Below are 26,295 nucleotides of genomic sequence, written 5' to 3'. Positions count from 1 at the left end.
ACTCAGAATTATTCACGTCTTTCATTAAATAATTTATCTAAATCATAATTCCATGCATTTGTATTTCCCTCTGATTTTCTTTTACTTATTTCATCATCAACAGTTTTTAATAATGATTCTAATGCATGAGTATCCTGATTTTTACCTAAATCAATTGATTCTAAGATATTATTTTCACTATTTTTGATTATGGCTGGATAACTAGCTGTTATATCAAATGGTTTTGCATATAACCTAGAATAATTATTTTCACTTCCAGGCATTGTGACAATTTGTGAAAATGGATCTATATTTAAGTATTTTAGTGTTACAGTATCTGCATAGTTTTCTATGAATTTATAGAAGTAATAAAAGGTAATTGTTGGATTTTTTAGTTTTAATTCATCGGTAAATATGTATAAATAACCTTCAGAGTAACCATTAAATATTGCTAATGGTTTTATGTTAAATAGTTTTTCAATACTTTCAGATACATTTTTCATGTCTTTAATCATTGATTTGTTATTTCCTAAGTTTATTGAACGTCTTATGAACATGAATTGTTCTATTTCGGTTAAGTCAACAATTTCTTCTCTTATAATATCTGTATTTTGTTTAAATCTAAATAAAATACAATCTTTTTTTGCATATTTTTCATATTTAGCATTATCTAACCTATCCCATGAAATAACAGGGTCTTTAGAATTAAAATCATATAATGATATGTAAAATTCATTTTTAGGGTAATACTCTTCAATGAGTTCACGTATATCATCGATTGTTGATAATGGATAATTTTCATATCCCTCTGTAGGTGTACCAACTGTCATTAACCTGTTAAAGTTAGTACCATACAATGCCTCATATAACGTATACCAGTTATCATTTAGCTCCATAAATATTAACTCTCCCTTTTCCTATTAAAATATAATTTATGGAAAATCCATTAAATTTTATTTAAAATCTCTTTTTAATCTTGTTCTTTATTTTTATTATTATCATAGTTAATATTTGCTTATCTTTTATTAAAATTCGTTTAAATTCCAGTCTATCATTTTTAATTTTAATGAATCTATAGAAAATATGTAGGTTATATTAAAATTTTTTAAATGAAAAAATCCGTTAATCCTGTATTTAATTAAATTTTCAGAGTTTCAATAATAAAAAAGAACTTTACACTTGAAATAAATCTTAATTTCAACGAATACAGTGTAATAATTAGATATAACTAATAATATATTGATTTATTAATATTAGTTAAAATTTATAAAAAATAAGAGTATTTTAGGAGGGTATATTGGGTTATAAGTTATGGTAAAATAACTTTATCTTTTTTAATTTCTTTATTTATAAAATCATCTAAAATATCCTCTATAAAGCCTTCACTTTCTATAACTTTAATACCCCTTCTTTCGACTTCAGCTTTAGCTTTTAATCCAATTTTTTCACAAATAACTATGTTAACACCATCAATAGAATCAGCTGATTTCTCCCATTCTTCACTATCAGTATCATGACTTTTTGAGGAGTAAATGACGTTATTATATTCTATATCATGGGTTTTTTCATCATATTTGTATATAATAAAATATTCACATTTGCCGAAATGTTCAACTTTTTTACCATTTTCTCTAACAGCTATTGCAATTTTTTCCATTTTAGTGATTCCTATGATTAATTCTATTATTAATATCTATAATTTCTATTTAATTAATATTAAAGTATTATTCCTGTGAGTGTATAATAATTGAATAAATTTTAACATATTTTTTTATTCTTAATAGACCAAAAAATAGAAATGATTTCATAAGTACGTTTACATGAAATCTTCTTTAGTGTATGTAGTAACGGGTTTCGTCACGTTTATTAAATCAATAACTTCATCAACATCAACTAGAGTGTTGATGCAACCATCATTTAATAAATAAACTCCCTGTGTTACATAGTTTTCTAATGTGGTCATGGCATTATTAAGATCTACTGGACATGCCACACCGATAACTCCTTTGAATTCTCGTTTTCTTATAATATTCTTCATGAATGTAGAACCGGGTACAATGTACACTCCTATATTCTTCTTATCACATATTTCCTTGAATATACCTATAGGACATTTACCACATTTTAAACATTCAAGTCCGGATGTTCCAAGTTTAGCAGGACAATCTGTAGATCGAAGGCAATGCGGTAAGACAACAATTACATCTTCACTATTTAATTCTTTAAACTTATCTTTATTTAATCGGTTACGTAAATCAATACTAATTCTATCAATTGCTAAATCATCAAATTGAAGTAATTTAAGAATACTCTTCAATGATGGATATGTAATATTAAGTGTAAATAAGAGTATTCTTGGAAATACTAATTTCTTGTTCTTTAAAAGAATAAGTCCTAAAACACTTGTAATAATCATTAATACAAGAACTACAAGAATACAAATAACAACTATTTCTCCAATCAGAGTAAATAAATTCAAATCCATGTTTTATCCCTTGTTTTAAAATTTAAAGTAATTCTTAGTGTTATATAATTTTTTCATATCTATACTTAATTTAGTAAAGTAATGTATTATTTTAATTTAAATATATTTAAATCATTTTTGGTTATTAGGTTTATAATTATATTTATATATAATTCATGTTATCTAGATATATTTTTCAATAAATCTTTCTAAATATATACTTAATAAATTTCACTAAAAAATAGAAATGTTTTTATTATGTAAGATAAATAAATAAGATATACTATTCTAATAATAATCTATTATTCTGATTACTTTATGATGGAATAATATTTCATTATAAGAATTATTCATTTGAATTAAAAAAATTATTTAAGTTTAACATGACAAGAATTGTAATTTATCATTCACGAGAGTGCGATCCAAAAAGGTGCACTTCAATAAAATTAGAAAAGCAAAATAAGGTATCAATCACACATAACATGCGTAAAATACCATATAATGCAATAGTTTTAGATGCGGAGGCTAATAAAGCAGTATCTCGAGAAGATAGGGATAAAATTACAAAGTATGGATTATCAGCATTAGATTGCTCTTGGAAAAAATTAAAGAAATCATCATTTAATTTTAAATCTAAGAAGAATCATAGGTTACTTCCATTTTTAGTAGCAGCAAATCCTGTTAACTATGGAAAACCATGTATACTATCAACTGCTGAAGCATTAAGTGCTACTTTATACATTGTAGGTTATAAAGATGAAGCTCGTGATTTAATGAATTCATTTAAATGGGGACCTCATTTCATCACACTTAATGAGAATTTATTAGAAGCCTATAGTGAGGCAAAAAATGGTACTGAAATTGTCAAAGTACAAAATGAATTTCTAGGAGGAGAATAATAATGGCAAAATTTGAAGAAGCAGAAAACAGAATGTTTAACATAAAAATCTGTTTAAAATGTAATGCTAGAAACCCTGCTACAGCAAAATCATGCAGAAAATGTGGATACACAGGTTTAAGATACAAAGCAAAAGAACCAAGAGGATAGACATATAGTACTATACTTAAGGTACTTTTATTTTTTTTAATTTTTAATGACTTAACTACTTTTTTTTATGAAATAATAATTTCTAAACTTAACTAATTAATAATAACTCATTTTAAAAAAACTATACTAAATTAATAAATCCTATAAAAATGATAAGTAATAGTAACAATCATTATTAAAAGATTAGTGTAGGTAAATGTTATGAATGTTGAAAAATATTTAAATGAAACTTTAGAAGACCATAAGTTACATATAACTTTAATTGATCCGGACGAACAAACTCCTGAAGAAGCAGTAGAAATTGCAAAACAAGCTAAAGAAGCAAATACTGATGCTATATTAGTTGGTGGGTCAATAACTGATCAAGAAGAATTAAACTTAACAGTAAAATCATTAAAAGAAAATATTGATTTGCCAATAATTTTATTCCCTGGAAATATTAGTGGAGTAAGTAAATATGCTGATGCATTATTATTTATGAGTTTATTAAATTCAACAAATCCTTACTGGCTCACTGGAGCTCAAGCACTCTCAGCACCAGCAGTTAAAAAAATGGGTATTGAAACAATACCTATGGGATATCTTATAATAGAACCTGGAGGAACTGTTGGATGGGTAGGTGATGCTAAACCAGTACCACGTAACAAATCAGACTTAGCAGTAGCTTATGCATTAGCAGCTGAATTTCTGGGGATGAGGGTTATTTACCTTGAAGCTGGGTCTGGTGCAGATTCACATATACCTCTTGATTTTATAATGAAAGTGAAAAAGGCAACTAATTTAATGGTTATTGTCGGTGGTGGAATAAGAACAGTAGAAGATGCACGTGAAGTAAGGGATGCAGGTGCAGATATTATTATCACAGGTACTGTTGTTGAAGAAACCGATGATGCTTATAAGAAAATCAAAGAGTTAACAGATGCTATACACTAACTATGTATTTTTTGTTAAGTGAATCTTTAAGATTTACTTTTTCTTTTTTTTTATCCAAATTATCCTTCTTATTTTTATTTAATTCTTGGAATAGTACTTAATCTGAATTAACTATGTTATATTTCTTTAATTATGTAAATACTTAATATATACTTAGAAAATATAATAAATTACATAAGTAATAAGGAGATAAAGAGATGAGTTCAATAACCCCAGAAGATTATAAAGAATTATCACAGAATCTTAAACTTTCATTAGGTATAAAAAAAAATCCAGTAGCAATAAAGTTATTCCAATCAAAGGATGAAGCAGCAGAAATCTTACCAAAATTTGATGATAAAGTAAGACATTGTAGAATGATTAACATAGTAGCTACAGAAGGAAGATCATTTTACTCAACTTTAGATGAAATGGCTTGTAATGTAGGTGCTGCTGTATTAGGTTTACAAGATGTTAAATTAAAAGTAGAACATTCAGAGCCAGATAAAGAAGCAGTAGGATATGCACCATTAGAAGATGCACCTTTCGATGTCGATGCTATAGTATTATACTGTAATGTAATGCAAGCATATGAATTTACAACCACATATCGTAAAGCAACAGGTAATCGTATAAATGCAGATTTTGCAGGAACACAAGCATTATGTTCTGAAGCAGTAATAATACCATCCCATAATAACAGACCAAATATATCATTTGGATGTATGGGTTCAAGAAATGATGGTAAATTAGAACCTGATGAATTAGTAATAGGATTAACCCTAGATGATGCAAAGGCAATAAGTGATTATGTAAATGCAATGAATGAGATTTAAATACTAATTCCATTTTTTTTTTTATTTTTCTAATTTTTCTTTAATATATTCATATTCAGCATAATGATTAATATTTTTTAATTCAAGCTCATTTCTGGAAGGAGTACCATAAAATTCGACATTATTTTTAATCATTTTACGTAATATTGGATTAAGATTTCCATCTTCATTAGCTAAATATTTGTATAATAAGTTACCGTAACAACAGAAGGGCATACCTAGTCCCTCAGCACTATCTAATTTACCAATTTTTCTTCTAGCCAATACACTAATAGTATTTTTAGGATTAGGTGCATTTTTGAAAGTGTTTATCATGTTGTTAATAGTTTCAGTGGATATTGTTGGCTGGTCTGCAGCAGTAAATAAATAATATTCACCTAAATTATCTTTAATACAATTTTCAATAGTTTTAGATAATCCAACATTAACATCTTCATTAATTTTTATATTCACAGTATCAAGTAAGTCATACTCTTTGAGTAATGAATATATTTCATCTTTATGGTGTCCTAATGCAATAGTGACATTGTTTATATCTGCATTAACTACTTTTTCAATTGTATGTATGAGAATAGGTTTATTATTAATTTCTAATTTTAATTTGTGTATGGGTTTTTTATTCCTTTGTTTAAAATCATCAATCATTCTAGAATTTTTACCAGCTGCGGTTATTATGGCATCCATATTATCATCTCTAATAAGTTATTTTTTCATGATGATATTATAAATTTATTTTTTTAGAATAATTTAGAAAAAGTAAAAAAAATTGGGAGGTTAGGTGTATTATTCTTTTTTTTACTCAGAACTATTTGTACTGTTAGTACTATTAGTGCTATTTACATAGGTAGCGTTGTCTCTGAGTTCGTAGATTTTAGTGTATATTTGAGTATCTCCACTTGAACCTTCGGTCCACATTACTATTTTAATAGGATAGTCACCATTGTTTGAAACAGATACGTCAATTGTTGGTCTGTATTCATATAATATAGCTTCGTCACCTGTAGACATACCTACTGGTAGTGGGTTTCCTAATGCCATTATTGCTTGTCTGAGTGATCTTCCTGGAGGACATACTCCGTGAGTTGCACTTCCAGATGCTGCTTCAGACTCAGCTATAGCAGTAAATGTAACATTTTCTTTTCCGTGTGCTGAGCTATGTGGTGGGACAATTGTATTATTCCAACCATCTGCAAATTCTTTTGCATTAGATGCTCTAATTTCTGTAGGGTATCCTGATAAATATTCTACAGTACTGTGACCGTTACTTACTTCTACTTCAGAAGCATTGTGTTCATATACAAGAACTGGAGCTCCAGAGGTATAATTTCTCATATAAGCAAAGGTGGAATTACCGAAATCTTTGATTATATTTTCTCTACCGTAAACTGGTGCACGTTTATCATTAAAGTTACCTAGATAGTAATCTACAGTAATGTTATCTCCATCTTTAGAACTATTGAACCATGATCTCATTGCTGTTGTATTTACAAAGTATGATGGAACATTGTCCTTATTAATTTCACTACCTTTCACAGTTTTTACGGTTGTGTTGTTTTCTACTAATCTAATGGAGTCTCCATCTTTAACAGCAACAGTATATGGTAATTTATATCCCCATACCATTGATTTAGCTGGTTGAACAGATATTTTACCGTTTGAATCCATGATTACTGTACCTGGACCTTCTAGTTTACTAGAAATATGGCCATCAGCTGTAATATATGAATTGTTTTTTATAACATCCTTAGGTGCTGATCCGGTTATTAAAGATATATACACTGTTGTAAAGTCTCTATTTTTCAGTGGTCTTAATATGTTATTTGGAAATGCAGTTAAAGGTTCTTTTCTCATGGTTTCCCTATTAATCAGAAGATCCCCTGAAACAACAGTAGTTCCATTTTCAAACATAATACTACTTGTATCATTCACATCAGCAGTTACAATATTACATAATAATCCTGATGCTATGACAGTAAGTAATAGTATTCCGATAAGTAAATATGGATTAGATAATTTTACCATGTTATTGATTAACCTCCCTTAAATTTTAAGTATAAATTAAAGTAATCTCTTTAAAGAAAATAGTTTTATAATATTATTTATATCTATAAGATTATATACTTCTATTTTATCGGTTATTATTAATATTATTTTTCTTTTATTTCAATTAATAATATTATTTTCCGTTCTATTCATAATATTACTCTTTGATATGAACGGTATGATTTTGAATAAAAATAAGAAGGAAGAGTAGGTGTTTAATTCTTTAACAAGTTAGTAATTTCAGTAATTTTCTCTTGTCCGTTTCCACCAATGAATATTTTAGTTTCTTTTTTACTTTCTATGTATTTAATAATATCTTTAATTTTTTTAATCACTAGAACATCATGAGTATATCCTAGATTATTTAAGTACTGTCCATATTCATAAGTAGTATCTTCAAGTCCTGGGAATATAATTAATGTATCTGGTGAATAATCTTTAATATAATCAAGTATCTGATATCTACAACTTTCATTCTTTCTAGGAGTACCAATGATTAGAATATCAAAGCGTTCTTCTTCAAGAACTGCTTTTAAAGCATCAACATTATCTGTTTTTCCAGATACAATTTCATTACTTTTATATTTAATTTTAATAGTACGGCCTTCCACAGATTCAAATGATTCTAGAGCATCAATAATTTTTTTATTATCAATACCTAACTTATTACAGGCAACTCTCGCAGCTTCAGCATTTTGTAGGTTGAATTTACCAAATAAATTTAATGGATGATTGTATGTATCAAAGAAGAGGGGGTCACTGCTTTCACCTTTAATCTTCATAAGGTTTTCATCATTCCAATTTAGTATTGCAGGTTTATTTTTTATAAATTCACCTACTTCCTCTGTGTAATGTTCAATAGTACCATGTACATTCATATGGTCACAGCCAATATTCGTTACAACAACCATATCTATATCAAACACGTAATTACAGAAGGCTAATGTCATATCACATACCTCTATAACCATGTAATCATATTCATTTTCATTAGCTTCTAATAGTAAATCATTATATCCTGAAAAACCGCCACCACCATTACCACCAATGACTACTTTATAGCCCTGATTTTTAAGTATATGGTATATCATGTGGCTTGTTGTTGTCTTTCCATTTGTTCCAGTAACTGCTATTGTTTTAATATCTTTATGTTTTGTTAAAATATCTGAGATGAATATGCCTCTGTCAATCACATTTTTACATATTTCTTTATTAAATAGGCTAGGACTTACTGAAACAGCATCTGCTTTATATATCTTATCAAGATTATGACTACCAATTTCTAAATCTAGTTTATCTGTATTAGTTAATGGAGTTTCTTTTAAGAGTTTTAAATCAATATTTTTATTTATATCTGATGAATAAACAGAATATCCTCTCTTTAATAGTGATATTGTTGCTTTTTGTCCTTCAACTCCTAATCCCACAACACTTACTAGCATTATTTCACCTCTTATTTTTTTAGTATATTATGTATTTAATACTATTTGGTACTATGTTAAGATAAACTTATATTACACTTATTTATTTATTCTTTAATATGCCTCTTAATATATAATATTTTAAATATTTTAATTTTTATAATATTATTCATTAGTAAATAATAAAATAAATTAATTTTAGATTAAGTTTAATAATTTTTTCACAATAAGGGAATGAGGAGTTATAACATGAAAAATTTGACAAGAGATATAATAAAAAAAATTGATGAAGTAAAACAACCAATGAAGATTATGCACGTATGTGGATCACATGAACATACAATAATGTACAATGGTATACGTTCAATGTTACCTCCTGAAGTTCAAATCGTAGCAGGACCTGGATGTCCAGTATGTGTAGTTCCTGCTCAGGAAATAGATGAATGTGTAGCATTAGCAGAACAAGGAGTCACTGTAACCATATTTGGAGATATGCTAAGAGTACCGGGTACTGAAAAATCTTTAGCTGATGTAAAATCAGAAGGTGGAGATGTAAGAATAGTATATGGTATTGGTAATGCTGTGGAATTAGCAAAAGAAATAGATAATGATGTAGTATTCATGGCAGCAGGATTTGAAACAACTGCACCAACAACAGCAAATGAATTACTAAGTAATCCTCCAGAAAACTTTTCAGTATTATCATGTCACAGATTAATACCACCAACACTAGATTTCCTAGTACATGACGAGGTTAAACTAGATGGTCTAATAGAACCAGGACACGTATGTACAGTAATAGGTACTAAACCATTAGAATTCTTATCTGAAAAATATGGAATACCACAGGCAGTAGCAGGATTTAATCCACTTGACATATTATATGCTATATATTTAATATTAAAACAGAAAAAAGAAGGTACTCCAAGAATTCAAAATGAATATAAACGTGCTGTAAGAGAAGAAGGAAATATAAAAGCACAAGAAGCAATGGATCAAGTATTTAGATTAACTTCTAAAGAATGGAGAGGATTCCCAGTAATACCAAACTCAGTATACGACCTTAAAAAGGAATTTGATGACCATAATGCAAGGGTAAAATATGATATGGATCTTCCAGATTCAGAAAATGTACCAAAAGGATGTATTTGTGGACCAATTCTCAGAGGTATGGCAAGACCAGAGGATTGTAAATTATTCCGTGGGGAATGCAACCCATTACACCCTATAGGGGCATGTATGGTAAGTAAAGAAGGAACTTGTAATATAGCATACAGATATTCTAAAATGGATGACTAATTAGAGTTGATAACATGGATCAATTACCAGAGAGTATACTAAAAAAATTATCAGATAAAGTAGACCATGTAGAAGTATACATGGAACGAGAAGAATCTACTGATGTAGATATATTAAATGATAAAATAAATCATGCAAAAGAAGAAAATATAATTGGATTAGGTATCAGAGTAATTAAAGACCAAAAACAAGGATTTGCATCAACAACTAACCTAAACAGAATAGATGAAACAATAAATCAAGCAATAAATAATATAAAAATAAACAATAGGGATGAAAATTTAGGAATAATTGAATGCACTAATAATTATCCTAAGGTAGAAGGATTATATGATAAAAAATTAGAAAATATAGATTTAGAAGAAGCGATAGATTATTCCAAGACTCTAATAGAATTAACACAAGAAAAAGGATGTAATCCAACAGCTGGGGGATATGGTGTAGGAAGAAGTGAAGTAAGGATAATAAATTCTAATGGCGTAGATGTATCTGAAGAAACAACATCCTGTGGTGCATCAATATCTGTAAATGTAGAAGATAATGATGTAGTATCTAGCGCATACTATTATGATGTAAGTCATAATAAGAATCTTGACTTAGAAATGGTAGCAAATAAAGCAACTCAACTAGCACTAGATTCAAGAAATGCAAAACCAACAGAAACAAGGGATACACCAGTAGTATTAAATCATACTGCAGCAGTATCATTATTAAATACATTCTTCTCAGCATTAAATAGTGAAAATAAACAAAGAGGACGATCAAAATTCTCAAATAGTTTAGGAGAACAAGTAGCTTCCGAAAATTTCACATTAATTGATGATGGAACAATTCCAGAAGCATTACACTCCTCACTATTTGATGATGAAGGAACACCAACAGAAAAAACAATACTAATTCAAGATGGAATACTAGAAAACTTTATCTATGATACATATCATGCAAGAAAAGATGAAGATGATGTTACAACCACAGCAAATGCCGCACGTTCAGGATACAGCTCTGTTCCATCAGTAGGATTTACAAATCTTAAACTAGACTTTAAAGAATCAACACCATTAGAAGACATACAAAGAGGAGTTATTGTAGATAGTGTAATGGGAGCACACACTACAAACCCAATTACAGGTGATTTTTCAGTAGAAGCACTAAATGCATTTGAAATAAAAGATGGTTCAATAGACAATCCTATTAAGAAGGCAATGATTTCAGGAAATATATTTGACATAATGAAAAATGCTGTTGCTGTTGAAGGTGAAACACGTCAACTAGGCTCATGTATAACTCCTAGAATATTAGCAGATAATTTAAGAATAATCGGATAGATATTAATCAGAAAAAATATACCTAACCTTTATTCTTTTTTTTAATAAACTGATACAATCTCATTTATTCCTATTTTTGTTTTAAGTAACTATTTTAAATATTAAAATCAATGAATATTAGATTTTATATAATATAAAACATAAACCTTATTATTAATAAAAAAAAGTTATATCTCATAGGATAATAATAGAGAAATTTACCTTTTATAATTGAAAATGATTTATTCCTTCACTAAAAAATCATATAATTTTTAAATGACAAAATTAAGGGAGCAAATAAAAAATGTTTTGTAGAAAATGTGGAACAGAACTTAGTGAAAATGATAATTTTTGTTTTAAATGTGGAACTCCTGTAGAAAAACAAGACGAAGCAGAAAATACACAGACAAAAACAGTTAAAGAAACACCAAAAAAAGTTAAAGATGAATTTGATGAACTTCTAGATTTAAATGTTGAAGAATCTGATGATGATAACGTTATCTGGGAAGAAGCACCAATTGATGATACATTGATACTTGATGAATTTGATGACTTTGAAGAAGTAGCACCAGTGGAAGAAGTTGCTGAATCAAATACAGAAGAAACACCAATTAAAGAACCAGTAATAGAACCCGAAAAAGAAGAAGATACTCCAAAATCTGAGGAATCTGATTCAAAACAAGAAACTCAAGTACAATCAGATGATGATCTTGAAAAACTTCTAGAAACCAATGATGATGTAGAAGAAGTAGTTTCAGACGTTGATGAAGAAGTAGTTTTAGATGATATAGTATTTGATGATGGAGATGTAGTATCTGATATCTTTGAAGATGAAATCATAGAAACACCTATCGTTGAAGAGGAAGAAAAACCTAAAGAGGAACCTAAAGAGGAACCTAAAGAAAAACCTAAAGAGGAACCTAAAGAAGAACCTAAAGAGGAACCTAAAGAGGAGCCTAAAGAAGAGCCTAAAAAAGAACCTGAGAAAGAATCTAAAGAGGAATCTAAGGAAAAACCTAAAGAACATAAATACGATGATTTAGAAGCATTATTAGAATCAGATGATGATAAACTTCCTGATAAAAAAGAACTAGAAACAAAAGATGCTGGTTCTATTAAACAATCTATAAAAGAAAAATCAACTAAAAAAGATGAAAAACCAAAAGAACAGAAAGAATCCATAGAATCAAAATTCAATAAAAACTTTGACGAAGACGATTTTGATTTAGATTTAGATGATAACGTAAACAGTTTATCCAGTAAGGTAGTTACAATATTAATTGTAATCTTAATTTTAATCATTGCAGCTGTTATTGCAATGGTTTTAATACAATATATGGGAATTTAATTTCAGTACTTAATCTCCTTCTATTTTTTTTTAAATTTTTAATTATGATATTAATTTAAGAAATTTTTATAAATATTCAACTTAATAAAGATAAAGTATGAAACTCTGGGATAGTAAACAAGATCTTTCAAGAATGAATGAAATTATAAAAGTTCTTGCAAAATATGGATTTGAAGGTATTGCTCAGCATTTAACTGATAAAGACATCAAATATCTGCCTGTAGAGAAATTCTTTCCTCCTCAGGATACACCTATAGATATGAATACTCGTATTAGACTAGTTTTACAAGATTTAGGAACAACATTCATAAAATTAGGTCAAACATTAAGTACATATCCAGAGTTAATTGGTTTTGAGTTAGCTGATGAATTATCTAATTTACAAGAATCAGCTCCCGTAGATGATTTTGAAAAAGTCAAAGAAAGTATAGAATCTGAGTTTTCAAAACCATTAGAGGATATTTTTGATGAATTTAGTGAAAAACCAATAGCATCAGCAAGTATTGGTCAAGTACATACAGCATACTTGAATAATAAGCAAGTTGCTATAAAAGTTCAACATCCTAATATTCAGAACACTGTAAATAGTGATATTAGAATAATGAAACTAATAGCAAATACTCTTAACAGTAATTTAGCAATTACCAAATCATATAATCTTCCAGGAATGGTTGAAGTATTCGAGAAAGATATAAGAAAAGAATTAGATTATAAGTTTGAAGCAATGAATGCAGTGCATCTTAAAGAGTTATTAAAGAATGATGAAGTATATGTACCTAAAATCTATCTTGAATACTGTACTGATAAAGTATTGGTAATGGAATACCTTGACGGTGTTAGTCTCAATAAAGTATTAGAAGCACCAAAAGGCACATATAATAATGAAAAAATAGCATTAAGGGGTGCTGATTCTTTTATTAAACAAATTCTAGTTTATGGATTTTATCATGCAGACCCTCATCCCGGAAACATATTCGTATTAAATAAGGATACTGTAGCATTTGTAGATTTCGGCATGATGGGTCATTTAGATAGGGATTTACGAGATGATTTAGCTAAATTATTTATACTAGTCTCAGATGGAGATGCAAAATTACTAACCAAACAATTATATTACATGGACATAATCAAGGATAGAAAATATCTAAAGGATATTGAAAATGAAATTATACAAATATTAGATAAATATTATGGTGTACAGTTTAATGATATTACTGGAGTATTAAAAGACTTGGCACAAAGTCATATCCTACGTAAATATAACTTAGTATTACCAAGAGATATGATGATGGTAATAAGAACAATAACAATGGTTGATGATGTAGGCAGATCATTAGATCCAGGTTTTAACACAACGGAAATATTAAAACCATATGCAAAGAGGATGCTAATAGATAATCTTAAACCGGAAAATTTGTCTAGGAAAACATTAGAATATTACATCGACACACAAAATTTAACAAAAAAAATACCTAATTCATTATTAAATCTATTAAATGTATTAGAAGATGGAAAATTAAAATTATCCTTAGAATACGCTGAATTAGAAAAATTAATGACCATGTTATCCAGGATGGTGAATGAATTAGTATTAGCAATAATAACAGCAGCATTACTTGTTGGTTCATCATTGATTATGCAAACAAATAAAGGTATCTTAATAATGGGTTATCCATTTTTAGGATTTGTAGGATTTGTATTCAGTGCAATGCTGGGAATAGTATTAATAATAATGATTATTAGACGTGGAAATTACTAAAACTAGATGTAATTCAAATATTAAAAATAGAAAATTTCTGATAAAAAAAAGGTTAGTATTTTATAATTTAAAAGAAGCTATCTAAACTTGTTTGTTTTTCATTATTCATTATCTGTTCTTCAGAATAACCTATAGCTTCAAGAATACGTAATGTTGCTGGTAAAACCTGATTTTGAATGTAATACTCAGGGTCATACTCTTTATCTTCAATGTATTCTACAGGTTCAGCACGTTTACTGATAGGTCCTTTGCCTTTTGTAATAATATACCTAATTATTGAACCACTTGTAACTTTCTGTCCATGTAAACGTAGTTTTTCTGCAGCTATTACATGAGGAGCTATTTGTTTATAATTTTCTGGTTTTTTAGTTAATTTAGTATGTATCACAAGATCTTCGTTTTCAACTTCACCTTTGTTTAATTTATCAATGATATTTTTCACTATCTTTTTTGCTTTTTTAGGTGAAGCATCTTTGAGTATAGCTTCTAATACATTCTCTTGTGTTTTCTTAGCAACCGGCGCCCAGTCTCTACGAACTAATTCTAAGCCTTTAACAGTAATAACGCCATCGTTAATGACAGCATACCGTTTTTTAGTTACGAAAAAGCCTCTGTCATAATAGCCTTCCAATTCAAGTTCCATGTCTGATGGAAGGTTTTGGTTTATGGAGCTCAGTAGCTCCGTAACCTGCTCTTCGATTTTTGTTGGAATACTCATTCGATTAATACACCGTTAACTATTCCTTTTTGACCTGGTCTTGATGTGATTCTTACTTTACCAAGTTCTGTTTCAACTATTGCACCTTTTGTGATGATGTTTCTTCTTACAAAGTGGCTGTTAGCACTATTTTCAAGTACAGTTAGTATTTCAACATTTTTACTGGAGTTATCTTTAGGATCAATAACATTGATTCTGTTTGCAACAGTAGCTCTTGTTTTTGTACAGTTTCCTCTTGCTACTATTTCTTTTTTAACTTCGTCTCCAATTCTTGTGTTTGCTGCACTTCTTCCGAATTCAGCATTTCTTTTGTTTTTGTTTCTTCTTGATCTTGCTCCTGATGGTCTTCTTAGGGAGCTTCCTTGCCATATTGCCATATATTTCACCTCAAATTTAATTTAGATTTATACTTTTATTTATTAAGTATATTATCTTATAAATTAAGCAATCCTCTATAATGATCATTTAACTTAAACGTATTAATGATAGTAAAAAAATTTGTATTTATAGATAATTCATTACTTATGAATTATTATTATCCTTATTTTCATGATTAATAAATAATCATGTCTTTATAAATAGAATTGTTTCCTGTTCTATTATTTTTTTAAGATAATACTAGTATTATTATACTATACTATTTTTACAATAATATTATAATATATTATTTCAATTATATTTATATTTATTTATCAAGTAAATAATATCATTTTTTATTCAAAATAAAATAACTTCTCTTTTTTAACATTTCTGCTATAATTTTATTAAATATTGCAGTGATAAATATATAATATAATAAAATAAAAAAATTAACAAATTATATAATAAATAATAATATTTTTTTTTAATACTAATGAGAAGGAGTTAATAATGGCATACAATGACGATAAGATAAACATGGTTCATGGAGCTGGTGGAGAAGTAATGCAAGATATGATATCTGATATTATTTTAGGTAATATTTCAAAAACTAGTGTAAACGGGGGTATTGGTCTAGAAGCATTAGACGATAGTGCGACCATACCAATTGATGACGAGCATGTAGTTGTAACAACAATAGACAGTCATACAGTAGACCCAATATTTTTCCCAGGAGGAGATATAGGAAGAATATCAGCTGCAGGTACATTAAATGATGTTTCAGTAATGGGAGTTAAACCAGTATCATTAAATAATGCTATGGTTATAAGTGAAGGATTCGAACAATCAGATTTAGAGAAAATCATAAAATCCATGAATGCTACATGTGAAGAAGTAGGAGCTGCAATAATTACAGGAGATACAAAAGTAATTGACAGTGATAAACTAGATAATATTATCATAACTACTGCAGGAATAGGAATTGGTAGAAAAGATGAAGTTGTAACTGATTCTGGTCTAGAAGTAGGAGATAAAGTAATAATCACTGGTAGTGTTGGAGATCATGGAATGGCTATCATGTCTAAACGGGAAGGATTTGGATATGATACAGAGCTTAAATCAGATGTAGCACCAGTATGGAGTATGGTTGAAGCAGCTAAAAAAGTTGGAACAATAACAGCTATGAAAGACCCTACACGTGGTGGAATAGCTAATGCTTTAAATGAAATGGCTAATAAAGCTTCAGTAGGTATGAGATTAGACGAAGAAAAAATACCTATTAAACCAGAAGTAAATGCAGTATCTGAAATGTTAGGTATTGACCCATTTGAAGTAGCAAACGAAGGTAAAATAGTAATGGGTGTAAAAGCTGACACAGCCGAAGATGTATTACAAGCAATACAAAAAACAAAATATGGTAAAGATGCACAAATTATAGGAGAAGTTACAGAAGGTAAACACGTTATCATGGAGACAGTCATTGGAGGAGAAAGACTAGTAGAACCACCAATAGCTGACCCAGTACCAAGAGTATGTTAAGTGATATTATGGAACATTTTATATTAAGAACAGAGGCTTTTATTATTGATGCTATAGTAGTAACATTACTAACAGCACTAGTAGATAATATATTATACATAATATTATCTCTGCTAAATGTTTCTATAGCTTTAGCAGCATATCCATACATAGTTTTAGTATTAGTAACTATGATATACTTCACAATATTTGAAGCTAAAACAAATAAGACTATAGGTAAGAAGATAGCTCATTTATATGTTTCAGATAGTGAAGGATATATGAGTTATAAAAAAGCATTTGTAAGAAATTTAACTAAATTATTTTGGGTGCCAATTATCTTTGATATCCTAATTGGAAAAATATTAAATTACCCATCAAGGTTATTTGATAAGATAGCAGGTACAGACGTCTATTCTGATAAAGAATTAGAAGTAGTAGAATAAGAAGTAAACTAAAAAAAAAACTATTATTTAATTATGAAGGAGAGCAAATCTTGTTAGATATAAAACTATTCAGAGAAGAACCAGATAAAATTATTGAATCTGAGAAGAAGCGATTTAGAGATACAGTTAACGTAGAAAAAGTTATAGAATATGATAACCTATGGAGAGATGGATTAAAAAGGTTAAATGATTTAAGATCTGAAAAAAACAAGTTATCTAAATCATTTAAACAAGCAAAAAAAGAAGGAAATATTCAGGAAGTTATAAGTAAATCTAAACAAGTAGCTGCAGATATTAAAGAATTAGAACCAAAGATTGAAGAATATGAGAAAACACGTGATGAATACAGATATAAAGTAGGAAACATTATTGATGACAAAGTTCCTATCTCTGATACTGAAGATGACAATGAAATTATAAGAAAAGTTGGAGAACTTCCATCATTTGATTTCAAGCCATTAAATCATGTAGACTTAATTGAAGCAATTGATGGTGCAGATACTAAAATAGCTGGTGAAGTTTCTGGTTCCAGATTTTATTATCTAAAACAAGATATACTCTTCCTCAATTTAGCATTAATACAATTTGCTTTAAACGAATTAACAAATAAGGGATACACACCTCTACAAACACCATTTTTCATAAAAAGTGAGGTAGCTGAGGAAACATCAGAATTAGGTGAATTTGAAGAAACATTGTACAAAGTAGAAAATGAGGATTTGTATTTAATTGCTACAGCAGAACAAACATTAGCAGCACTACATAGAAATGAGATAATTCCATCTGAGGATTTACCATTAAAATACTGTGCTTTATCTACATGTTTTAGAAAAGAAGCAGGTTCACATGGAAAAGATACATTAGGTATTTTCAGAGTTCATCAATTTGAAAAAGTTGAACAATTTATCTACTCAACACCTGAAGAATCCGAAAAAGAACATCAAAAACTATTAGAAGTAACCGAAGGTATATACCAAAAGCTTGGATTACCATACCAAATAGTTGCAATAGTATCCTCTGCATTAAATGATAATGCAGCAATAAAATATGACTTAGAAGCATGGTTCCCAGGTTCTGCTACCTATCGTGAACTAGTATCATGTACAAATTGTAAGGATTATCAGGCAAGAAAAATTAACACAAGAGTAGGTAAAGCTGGTGCTGGTGATGCACAGATATTACATACATTAAATAGTACAGCTATTGCTACTGAAAGAACAATTTGTTGTATATTAGAAAATTATCAACAAGAAGATGGTAGTATAAAAGTACCTGATGTATTAGTACCATACATGAATGGTCAAACAGTAATAAAATCAAGAAATTAAATATTCCTCTCCTTTTAAATATTTTTTATTATTCTAAATAAATTCTACTTCTTTTATATCAAATAACTATTTTAAAATGTAATCATATAATATAAACTAATAAAATATTTAATATTTACAATAATATACGTACTGTAATTATCTATTCAATATTAACTACAGAAAAAAAGGTGATTATCATGAAAATAAGTGAAATAATGACAGAGGATGTTCAGTTCGGAACAATACCTGGAACTATTAGTAGCATATATGAAATTTTAAGAGAACAAAAATTATCAGGAGTACCAATAGTTAAAAAACAGACTGGTGAATTAGCAGGGGTAATAACAAGATCTGACCTTATTAAAAATCCGGATGAAGATCAAGTTGCAATGGTCATGTCAAGAAATCCAATAACAGCAGCACCATCAGAGGATGTAACTTCAGTAGTTCGTAAAATGATTAATAATAATATTCGTAGAGTACCTATCACTGAGGATAATAAAATCATAGGAATAGTTACTTCCGCAGATATTACTAATAAAGCATTATGGAAAATTAATAACACGGAACCTATAGAAAAATACATGGTACGTAATGTACCAACAGTATGGGAGAAAACACCCTTACCTGTAGCTTACTCTATCACAAGTTTCTTTAATTTTAAATCTGTAATTGCATTAACTGATGAAAGTAAAGCTTCAGGAATTTTAACAGAAACAGACTTTATTAATGAAAGTGAAGTTGTAGAAGAACAAACTGTTCATAATAGTTCTGTAAGTACTGAGGGAGATAAGTGGACATGGAATAGTCAGAGTGTAATGTATATACTTAAAAATAAATTACAATTCTCTGATAAATTGGTTAAAGATGTTATTAATGATAAATTAATTTCAGTTACACGTAAAACATCTGTTAAAGAATGTGCTAATATTTTAAGACAGAATAATATAGAACAAGTACCAGTTTTAAATATGGCTGATGAGCCAATAGGTCTTATAAGGGCTAGTGATTTAATGCATGCTATGATTGAATAGAATCATTAAATCTTTTCTTTTTTTTATTAAGTTTTTATCTTTTTATTAAATTGTTTTCTTGTTTTTTAAAAAAAATGAGATGGGGAGAATATACTTTTGGTAAATTATATTCTATAGGTCTCGTTCAATTTTAGTCAATACTTTATTAAATTTACTAGTAACGTTATCTGATGGTGATATATTGACTTTTCCATTTTTATTTATTGTAACGTCACCATACTGTATTTTTGTTTCATTTTTACTAGTGTTTTTATTTATGTTAGGGTCTTCTTTTATATTATCATAGGTTTTTTCTAAATTTATTGTATATGGTAATATGTAATAATAGGTGTTATCCTCGTCAATTTTAAATGTGAGATTTGTTTTAGAATATCCTGTTATATCAAGACATACTTTTTTAAATCCCATGTTTTGTAGCTTGTCTCTTAATGTTTTTAATAGTGCTGGTTCAAGTATGTCTAGAGGGTTATCCACAGATATTGTAGCAGTGTAATTATCAAATCTGACTCTTATATTTTCTTGTTTTATATATTTTTTTACTAGTTCTTCTGCTTCATAAACCAGGTCTAGTTTTTCTTGATTAACATTTTCATTTGTTTTTATTCTTGTTGCTAAGCATGTTGTATTGTTAGAATATTCAAGATTTAAGTAGTCAATCATTTCGTATACATCATCTTTTGTTATTTCGCATTCTATTAATGGACTTGTCATATTATATTGTTTTCGTACGAGTATACCTGGTCTATCTTCTAATAAATCTGTTAAATTTGTTCCTTCTAGGAAATAATCATATTCATTGAATTCTGGTAAATCTTGTATGTTCTTGTACATTATTTTTCTACAGTTATAGCATCTTTCAGGATTGTTTGATATGAATTCAGGGTCTTCTAGGAAGTTTATTTTGATTACTTTGTGATTTAATCCTAGTTTTTCTGCTTTTTTCTCAGTATATCCTATAAATTCTCTTGGCATCATATTGTTGTCTATTGTTGCTAGTAGTGAGTTTGGACTTACCTTTGATAGGATATATGCTAGGAGTGTACTGTCTGATCCTGCACTAAATGCTAGTACACATTTTTTATTCTTTAAATAATCTTCTAGTTTTTTTATTTTTTGTTCTGTTTTCATATTACTCATTTTTTTCGTTTATTTTTTTAATGTATTCTATAACTTTTTTAGCGTCATCGTGTTTAATATCAAATTTATTTGTATTAATATAATTAGTTAACGGTGTTATTTTTTCAGGGGATAAACTAGATTTTTTAAAAGTATATTCAAAAGAACGTTTAGGATAATAAGTATCTTTAGCAATAGATAATAATTCTTTCTCATCATCACCAGTAATAATCCTAGATTCCTTAGCTAAATCCAAGTTATATTTAATATTGATCCATGATTCAGACATTTGTTCTAAAGTATCAGGATTAAGAGCAACAGCAACATCATCATCAGAATCAATAACACCCGTTTTATAATCATTAAAGATATTACCAACACCAATCATTCCAAAAGGATATAATTCACATGCTCTAAGAGCACCCATACTAGCTCCACCAACAACAGTAATGTCTTCCTTAAGAGCTTTTAATATCTCTTTATGAGCCACAGCAGGACTTTGATGAAATACACCATCAATTATACCTATAACATCAATATCATCATTTTCTTCCAGTAACCTGTAAATATCTCCTCTTTTAACTGGTGGACGATAATCAGCATCAAGTATAGATTTAGCTTCATTAAATGATATTGATAGTCCAGTATATATTACAATATTCATCATAATCATCTATTCATAAGTTCATTATCTAATTTTATAAGTCTATCTATAGACTCCTGTGACATTCCTTTTTTTGTCCATTTCTTAATCACAAAGTCTATATCAACAAATTTAACTCCATGAACTAAATTATCAGCATGTGCAACAATTTTCTCTTCTAAAGTTTTAGGAATATATTTTCTATCAGGTAATCCTAAATCTTTTGCTTCTTTGGCACTTATACCAGCACCAATATGACGCTCAGTAATTTTACATATTTTTTCATCAACGTCCAGGTCTCTTAGCAGGTCTGCCCCAATATATGCATGTTTTATACCATTAGTTACAGTTCTGCCGACGTCATGAAGTTTAGCACCAGCTTTAATCAAATCTTTGTCAACATTATTATAATATTTTGTAATATCTTTTGTTCTTTTATATACAGTATTGGAATGATCAATAATGTATTCAGAACATTCTAATTCTTTATAAACGTTTTTTATTAACTTGTCTACTTTTGACATATTAATTTAGCTCCATTAGTTATATGATAATAATATTTTAAAAATAGTTAAATAAAAAAAAGTTTTTTTGGGGTGTTTAGTTATTCATTTATAGTATATGATGATTCTAATTTTTTAAGATCATTAATTATGTCCGTATTGTCTTTGTATTCTAATTTTTCATTACATCTTGGACATACAAATTGGTATTCAGCAGCCTCATCAAATGGGTATCTGCAACCATTTGGACATACAAAGAACATGTTATTCTCTTCATAATCTAATGAATCTTTAATTTCCTTGTTATGCTGATTATATTCTTTTTCTAGTAGTTGTGCAGCTTTTCTAGAATCAAATCTCCAATAATATGTGAACCATTGTGTTTCTGGGTCTTTTTTCCTTGTATAATTTGCCATACCAGCATCAAAGAACTTGTATAATATTCTTCTAACAACATTTAGTTTAATACCTGTAGCTTCAGCTATTTGTTCATCAGTAGCTTCAGCAGTAAATAAACAGTCTAATATCTTTTCACTGTTATCAGCGTCATGGCTTAGTTCATATGCTAATTTTTTGACGTTGTGTTCATTCAAGAATTTAGAATCATAATCAAATTTATATTCAATCTTTTTCTTTGCCATTCTCTTCTCTCTCTTTTATTTATCTAGCAATAAACATTGCATGAAATCGTTAATATAATAAAATGGTTATAATAATTATATCAAATATTTGTCATATCTTATTAGTCTATGATAAGTTCTCTGTAATAAAAAAGTGTATTATTTCACTTCATGATTCAACTTTTAATAAAATAATATTTTTCGTATTCTCATCGAGTTTATGTAATTATCATTTCAACATTATTGCAAATGTTCATAGATTACTAATATATTATTATGTTATTTCTTATTATAAATAGTTATTCAAATCGTATTATGACGCATGGAATATGGGTAACTGTATTTAGCATGTTTATAGTGATATTATCATAATCTGTGTTAAAAACAGACTTCATATTATATATTGTTTCAAAGAAGTTTTCACTATTATCAACTTGACATTTTTCTGCGATATTACCAAGTTTTATTAGTTTATCGGTATCACAATCAATTGTTGAAGCAAGAATTGTCGGACCTAACTTTTCTGAGAATCTTCTTAAAATATATCCAAACACTCCAGTACCATTATGTATACTATTAATAGATTGGGGTAATGTAGTGAATTTTTTATCATGAAATGTGTATGTTGCATCTGTATCAATTATTATTATATGAACATCTTTACCTGCTATTTGTTTAACTTCATTCTTAATAGTACGGGCACTTGCTGATGGATTAACTGGTAATGGTGAAACATATTGGCCAGGAACATTACTTAAATCAACACCAGCCTCTGCAGTAGGTTGAAGTGCATATTTTAGTCCATACTCTTCTAATATTAATTGTTTATGATTACGGGCTTCAGAGGGCATTCTTCTAAGATTCTTTATTGTTCTTTGTTTGTAACCTAGAAGAGGACATAGAATATAACCCCATAAATATTTACTCCATAATTCTGTTAGTAAATAAGCTAAAATACCTGGTTTATACTCAGTTTCATTAAGTAAATTACCTTCAGCTGTAGAAATAGGTGTTTCACTAATAATAATATAATCATTATCCTGACAAGATGAAGCTATGTTTTTAACTAATTTATCGTAACCTTCACCAGGCTGAATATATTCTGTTTTTATAGGTATTGTTTTGTAGTTCATAATTTCTAACTCGAAAAATAAAATTAATAAAAAGATAAGAAGTAAAGGGAGGTTAAGTGGTTATACTATTAATAATGTTACTTCTGTATTTTTCCTAGTGTGTCTCCTCTTAGTCCACGACGTAGTGTTTCTAGGGAAATTATTTCATTTGAATTAATATTTCCAAGATTTACATTATTACCAAGTTTTAATATTAATTCAACTTGTTGGTTTTTCTGTGGAGCTTCCCATAATACTTTTTCATTAGGTGTGTTTTCATGAATTTGAGTCATTTCATCAGTTTTAACATTACCTTTTTCATCATAGATTCCAATATTCTTTCCACTTTCTCTTCCTTCAATAATAACCATGTCTGATCCATTAGATATGTCTTTATTGATTAATTCAATACGTTGTTCTGTAGTGTATGCATGGTCTTTTTCAGGATTCTTTTTACCAATCTCGGAGAGAGTGTAGAAACCATTTTCTTTGGCTTGTTTAATTGCATTTTCTCTGATATCTGGGTCAATTACTGTGGATCCGTCAGAAACTTCAACAGCGTCAAATCCTAAGTTATCTAACTCTTCGAAGTATTCGCCAAGTTTATTTTGTTTATTTGCAAGTTCAAAGAGTGTTCCACCAGTGTATGTTTTTATGTCATATGAATGATATAATTCATTTTTAGCTTTGATTATTTCAGTATCGTATAATATAGATGTACCCCAACCATATTTTAGTAAATCAAAGTATTCACCAGTAATCTTCAATGCATCTTCAACATATGCATATCCTAATCCTTTATCTAAAACCATAGTATGTGTATTAACAGTTCCTATTTCATCTAAAAATTCAAACGCTTTCATATTATCTTCTTCTATTATAATTACTTAAGAGAATTATATTGTCTTAATATAATTATATTATTTATAAAATTTATTAATTATTATAAATTTATGTGGAAGTATTATAAAAATTTAAAATAAATACTTTTATAAAAAATAATTAGTAACAATATAGTTTCATGGTTTTAAAGTTTATATATTTTGTAAAACATACAAATATAATAATATAAAGTTTGTTATTTTAAACAAAACTATCTTAAATTTAATATTTGTCGATTATATTGGAAATTATGTTATAAAAATATCTTGGTTACGTATATAATACCCACTCAAGTATTCATAATTCATAAAAATATCAGAAATTACATAATAAACTAAACATAGTTTTTTATACTATTATCCTAAAGACATGTAATTTATAATAATTCGATTAATAAATATAAGATAATAAATATAAATTATATAAGATAACTGTTATCAACACAACATAATAGTGAGGGTGTTAAGTGAAATCTCTAATAAATGATAGCTTAAAAAATGATTCAAAAGCTAATACTACAACAGAAAGACCTAATGTCAACAATTCTAGTGTAGATGATATTAACCAAGAATTAGTAGACATTATAAATCAAAGCAGAGCAAAAATATATGTTATAGGTGCTGGTGGAGCAGGAAATAATACAATCTCACGTCTAGGTGAAATTGGTATTGAAGGTGCTGAAACAATATCCGTAAACACAGATGCACAAGATTTATTTTTCTGTAAATCAAATGACAAAATATTAATTGGAAAAGAAACCTGTGGTGGATTAGGTGCAGGTGGAATTCCATCAGTTGGAGAAGCTAGTGCTGAAGAAAGTGAAGAACAAATAAAAAGTAAAATAGATGGTGCAGACATGGTATTTGTAACCTGTGGACTCGGAGGAGGAACAGGAACAGGATCAGCACCAGTAATTAGTAAAATTGCACAAAAAACAGGTGCATTAACAATTGCTGTAGTAACAATGCCATTCAGTGCAGAAGGGATTAAAAGAAGAGAAAATGCAGAAATAGGGCTTGAAAAACTTCAAGAAGCAGCAGACACAGTACTTGTAATTCCTAACGATAAACTCTTAGAAGTAGCACCAAGTTTACCAATCAACAAAGCATTCATGGTTTCTGATGAATTATTAGGTAGGGCTGTAAAAGGCATAACTGAATTAATTACAAAACCAGGATTAGTAAGTTTAGACTTTGCAGATATTAAAAGTGTAATGGAAGACAGTGGAATGGCAATGATTGGTATGGGTGAATCCGATACTGGTGATAGAGCAATAGAATCAGTAAATGAAGCTCTTAACAGCCCATTACTTGACTTAGACATATCTAATGCTAAAAGTGCTCTTGTTAACATAACAGGTAGCAGTGATTTAACATTAAATGAAGCTGAAAAAATAGTACAAATTGTAGCAGATGAACTTGACCCTGAAGCAAACATCATTTGGGGTACACAAATACAAGATGATCTTGCAAGTACAGTCAGAACTACAATTGTTGTTGCAGGTGTAAGTTCTCCATCTATTATGGGTACAGATGATTCATACAAAGAAAAAGCTCGTGGAGAAGAAACATCAACACCTGACACTGACTTAGAAGGATTTATTGATGATGTATTTTAGAT

At 28.5% G+C, this 26,295-nt stretch carries 27 protein-coding genes; 13 read left to right on the top strand and 14 right to left on the bottom strand.

Annotation, left to right across the window (positions count from 1 at the left end; genetic code table 11):
• Positions 1–8: 8 nt before the first annotated feature.
• From OTK55_RS01395 to OTK55_RS01385, 3 genes are all read right to left on the bottom strand, one after another.
• Complete coding sequence (locus tag OTK55_RS01395; protein WP_274870143.1) at positions 9–875, bottom strand: hypothetical protein; 867 nt, start codon at positions 873–875, stop codon at positions 9–11.
• 413 nt (positions 876–1,288) lie between these two features.
• Positions 1,289–1,636, bottom strand: a complete 348-nt coding sequence (locus OTK55_RS01390) for a NifB/NifX family molybdenum-iron cluster-binding protein (protein WP_274870142.1) — start codon at positions 1,634–1,636, stop codon at positions 1,289–1,291.
• Between the two features lie 159 nt (positions 1,637–1,795).
• The gene (locus tag OTK55_RS01385) at positions 1,796–2,464 is read right to left on the bottom strand and encodes a DUF116 domain-containing protein (RefSeq protein ID WP_274870141.1); all 669 of its coding nucleotides are present in this window, start codon (positions 2,462–2,464) and stop codon (positions 1,796–1,798) included.
• Positions 2,465–2,826: 362 nt separating this feature from the next.
• On the opposite strand from OTK55_RS01385, the gene OTK55_RS01380 reads away from it, so the two are divergent.
• From OTK55_RS01380 to OTK55_RS01365, 4 genes are all read left to right on the top strand, one after another.
• Positions 2,827–3,342 (top strand): DUF367 family protein, encoded by a 516-nt coding sequence (locus tag OTK55_RS01380; RefSeq protein WP_274870140.1) that lies wholly within the window; start codon positions 2,827–2,829, stop codon positions 3,340–3,342.
• A gap of 2 nt (positions 3,343–3,344) precedes the next feature.
• On the top strand, positions 3,345–3,491 hold the full coding sequence (locus OTK55_RS01375; protein ID WP_274870138.1) for a 50S ribosomal protein L40e: 147 nt from the start codon (positions 3,345–3,347) through the stop codon (positions 3,489–3,491).
• A 201-nt stretch (positions 3,492–3,692) separates the two neighbouring features.
• Entirely contained in the window at positions 3,693–4,424 is a 732-nt protein-coding gene (locus tag OTK55_RS01370) for a phosphoglycerol geranylgeranyltransferase (RefSeq protein ID WP_274870136.1), read from the top strand.
• Between the two features lie 197 nt (positions 4,425–4,621).
• Complete coding sequence (locus OTK55_RS01365) at positions 4,622–5,239, top strand: DUF169 domain-containing protein (protein WP_274870134.1); 618 nt, start codon at positions 4,622–4,624, stop codon at positions 5,237–5,239.
• Positions 5,240–5,260: 21 nt separating this feature from the next.
• Here the strand turns inward: OTK55_RS01365 and OTK55_RS01360 are convergent, their stop codons facing one another.
• The 3 genes from OTK55_RS01360 to OTK55_RS01350 form a co-directional block, all read right to left on the bottom strand.
• Positions 5,261–5,923 (bottom strand): nucleotidyltransferase family protein, encoded by a 663-nt coding sequence (locus tag OTK55_RS01360; protein ID WP_274870132.1) that lies wholly within the window; start codon positions 5,921–5,923, stop codon positions 5,261–5,263.
• A 111-nt stretch (positions 5,924–6,034) separates the two neighbouring features.
• On the bottom strand, positions 6,035–7,261 hold the full coding sequence (locus OTK55_RS01355) for a hypothetical protein (protein ID WP_274870130.1): 1,227 nt from the start codon (positions 7,259–7,261) through the stop codon (positions 6,035–6,037).
• A 236-nt stretch (positions 7,262–7,497) separates the two neighbouring features.
• Positions 7,498–8,724 (bottom strand): Mur ligase family protein, encoded by a 1,227-nt coding sequence (locus OTK55_RS01350; RefSeq protein ID WP_274870129.1) that lies wholly within the window; start codon positions 8,722–8,724, stop codon positions 7,498–7,500.
• Positions 8,725–8,952: 228 nt separating this feature from the next.
• On the opposite strand from OTK55_RS01350, the gene hypD reads away from it, so the two are divergent.
• The 4 genes from hypD to OTK55_RS01330 all read left to right on the top strand — a co-directional run bounded on the left by hypD (position 8,953) and on the right by OTK55_RS01330 (position 14,413).
• Positions 8,953–10,002: a hydrogenase formation protein HypD gene (hypD, locus tag OTK55_RS01345; protein WP_274870128.1), complete on the top strand. Its 1,050-nt coding sequence runs from the start codon at positions 8,953–8,955 to the stop codon at positions 10,000–10,002.
• A 14-nt stretch (positions 10,003–10,016) separates the two neighbouring features.
• Entirely contained in the window at positions 10,017–11,327 is a 1,311-nt protein-coding gene (locus OTK55_RS01340) for a TldD/PmbA family protein (RefSeq protein WP_274870127.1), read from the top strand.
• A gap of 283 nt (positions 11,328–11,610) precedes the next feature.
• Positions 11,611–12,654 carry a zinc ribbon domain-containing protein gene (locus tag OTK55_RS01335; RefSeq protein WP_274870126.1) on the top strand — a complete coding sequence of 348 codons (1,044 nt, stop codon included), beginning with the start codon at positions 11,611–11,613 and terminating at the stop codon, positions 12,652–12,654.
• Between the two features lie 97 nt (positions 12,655–12,751).
• Entirely contained in the window at positions 12,752–14,413 is a 1,662-nt protein-coding gene (locus OTK55_RS01330) for an ABC1 kinase family protein (protein WP_274870125.1), read from the top strand.
• A 67-nt stretch (positions 14,414–14,480) separates the two neighbouring features.
• Here OTK55_RS01330 and OTK55_RS01325 read toward each other — a convergent pair whose 3' ends face one another.
• Complete coding sequence (locus OTK55_RS01325) at positions 14,481–15,131, bottom strand: DNA polymerase domain-containing protein (RefSeq protein WP_274870123.1); 651 nt, start codon at positions 15,129–15,131, stop codon at positions 14,481–14,483.
• Positions 15,128–15,508, bottom strand: coding sequence for a 30S ribosomal protein S8e (locus OTK55_RS01320; RefSeq protein WP_274870121.1), 381 nt, complete (start codon positions 15,506–15,508; stop codon positions 15,128–15,130). The genes OTK55_RS01325 and OTK55_RS01320 overlap by 4 nt, the downstream gene beginning before the upstream one ends.
• 493 nt (positions 15,509–16,001) lie before the next feature.
• On the opposite strand from OTK55_RS01320, the gene hypE reads away from it, so the two are divergent.
• The 4 genes from hypE to OTK55_RS01300 all read left to right on the top strand — a co-directional run bounded on the left by hypE (position 16,002) and on the right by OTK55_RS01300 (position 19,799).
• The gene (gene hypE / locus OTK55_RS01315; RefSeq protein WP_274870120.1) at positions 16,002–17,030 is read left to right on the top strand and encodes a hydrogenase expression/formation protein HypE; all 1,029 of its coding nucleotides are present in this window, start codon (positions 16,002–16,004) and stop codon (positions 17,028–17,030) included.
• Positions 17,031–17,038: 8 nt separating this feature from the next.
• A complete protein-coding gene (locus tag OTK55_RS01310) occupies positions 17,039–17,455 on the top strand; it encodes an RDD family protein (protein WP_274870119.1) in 417 nt (138 codons plus the stop codon).
• A 50-nt stretch (positions 17,456–17,505) separates the two neighbouring features.
• Positions 17,506–18,783: a serine--tRNA ligase gene (serS, locus tag OTK55_RS01305; RefSeq protein WP_274870118.1), complete on the top strand. Its 1,278-nt coding sequence runs from the start codon at positions 17,506–17,508 to the stop codon at positions 18,781–18,783.
• 179 nt (positions 18,784–18,962) lie between these two features.
• Positions 18,963–19,799: a CBS domain-containing protein gene (locus OTK55_RS01300; protein WP_274870117.1), complete on the top strand. Its 837-nt coding sequence runs from the start codon at positions 18,963–18,965 to the stop codon at positions 19,797–19,799.
• A gap of 111 nt (positions 19,800–19,910) precedes the next feature.
• On the opposite strand, the gene larE is transcribed toward OTK55_RS01300, so the two are convergent.
• The 6 genes from larE to comA all read right to left on the bottom strand — a co-directional run bounded on the left by larE (position 19,911) and on the right by comA (position 24,656).
• Positions 19,911–20,927: an ATP-dependent sacrificial sulfur transferase LarE gene (gene larE / locus OTK55_RS01295; RefSeq protein WP_274870116.1), complete on the bottom strand. Its 1,017-nt coding sequence runs from the start codon at positions 20,925–20,927 to the stop codon at positions 19,911–19,913.
• A gap of 1 nt (position 20,928) precedes the next feature.
• Complete coding sequence (locus tag OTK55_RS01290; protein WP_274870115.1) at positions 20,929–21,582, bottom strand: TfuA-related McrA-glycine thioamidation protein; 654 nt, start codon at positions 21,580–21,582, stop codon at positions 20,929–20,931.
• A gap of 2 nt (positions 21,583–21,584) precedes the next feature.
• Positions 21,585–22,082, bottom strand: a complete 498-nt coding sequence (locus OTK55_RS01285) for a TIGR00295 family protein (protein ID WP_274870113.1) — start codon at positions 22,080–22,082, stop codon at positions 21,585–21,587.
• Between the two features lie 80 nt (positions 22,083–22,162).
• Complete coding sequence (gene tfe, locus OTK55_RS01280; RefSeq protein WP_274870112.1) at positions 22,163–22,702, bottom strand: transcription factor E; 540 nt, start codon at positions 22,700–22,702, stop codon at positions 22,163–22,165.
• A gap of 278 nt (positions 22,703–22,980) precedes the next feature.
• Positions 22,981–23,814, bottom strand: coding sequence for a coenzyme F420-0:L-glutamate ligase (locus OTK55_RS01275; protein WP_274870111.1), 834 nt, complete (start codon positions 23,812–23,814; stop codon positions 22,981–22,983).
• A 77-nt stretch (positions 23,815–23,891) separates the two neighbouring features.
• Positions 23,892–24,656: a phosphosulfolactate synthase gene (gene comA, locus OTK55_RS01270; RefSeq protein ID WP_274870110.1), complete on the bottom strand. Its 765-nt coding sequence runs from the start codon at positions 24,654–24,656 to the stop codon at positions 23,892–23,894.
• A gap of 485 nt (positions 24,657–25,141) precedes the next feature.
• On the opposite strand from comA, the gene ftsZ reads away from it, so the two are divergent.
• A complete protein-coding gene (gene ftsZ / locus OTK55_RS01265; protein ID WP_274870109.1) occupies positions 25,142–26,293 on the top strand; it encodes a cell division protein FtsZ in 1,152 nt (383 codons plus the stop codon).
• The last annotated feature ends 2 nt before the right edge of the window (positions 26,294–26,295 follow it).

The organism is Candidatus Methanosphaera massiliense, assembly GCF_028890305.1.
GTDB classification, from domain to species: Archaea; Methanobacteriota; Methanobacteria; order Methanobacteriales; family Methanobacteriaceae; genus Methanosphaera; species Methanosphaera massiliense.
The sequence above is the reverse complement of the archived record's forward strand: the minus strand, read 5'-3'. Positions and strand labels throughout refer to the sequence as shown.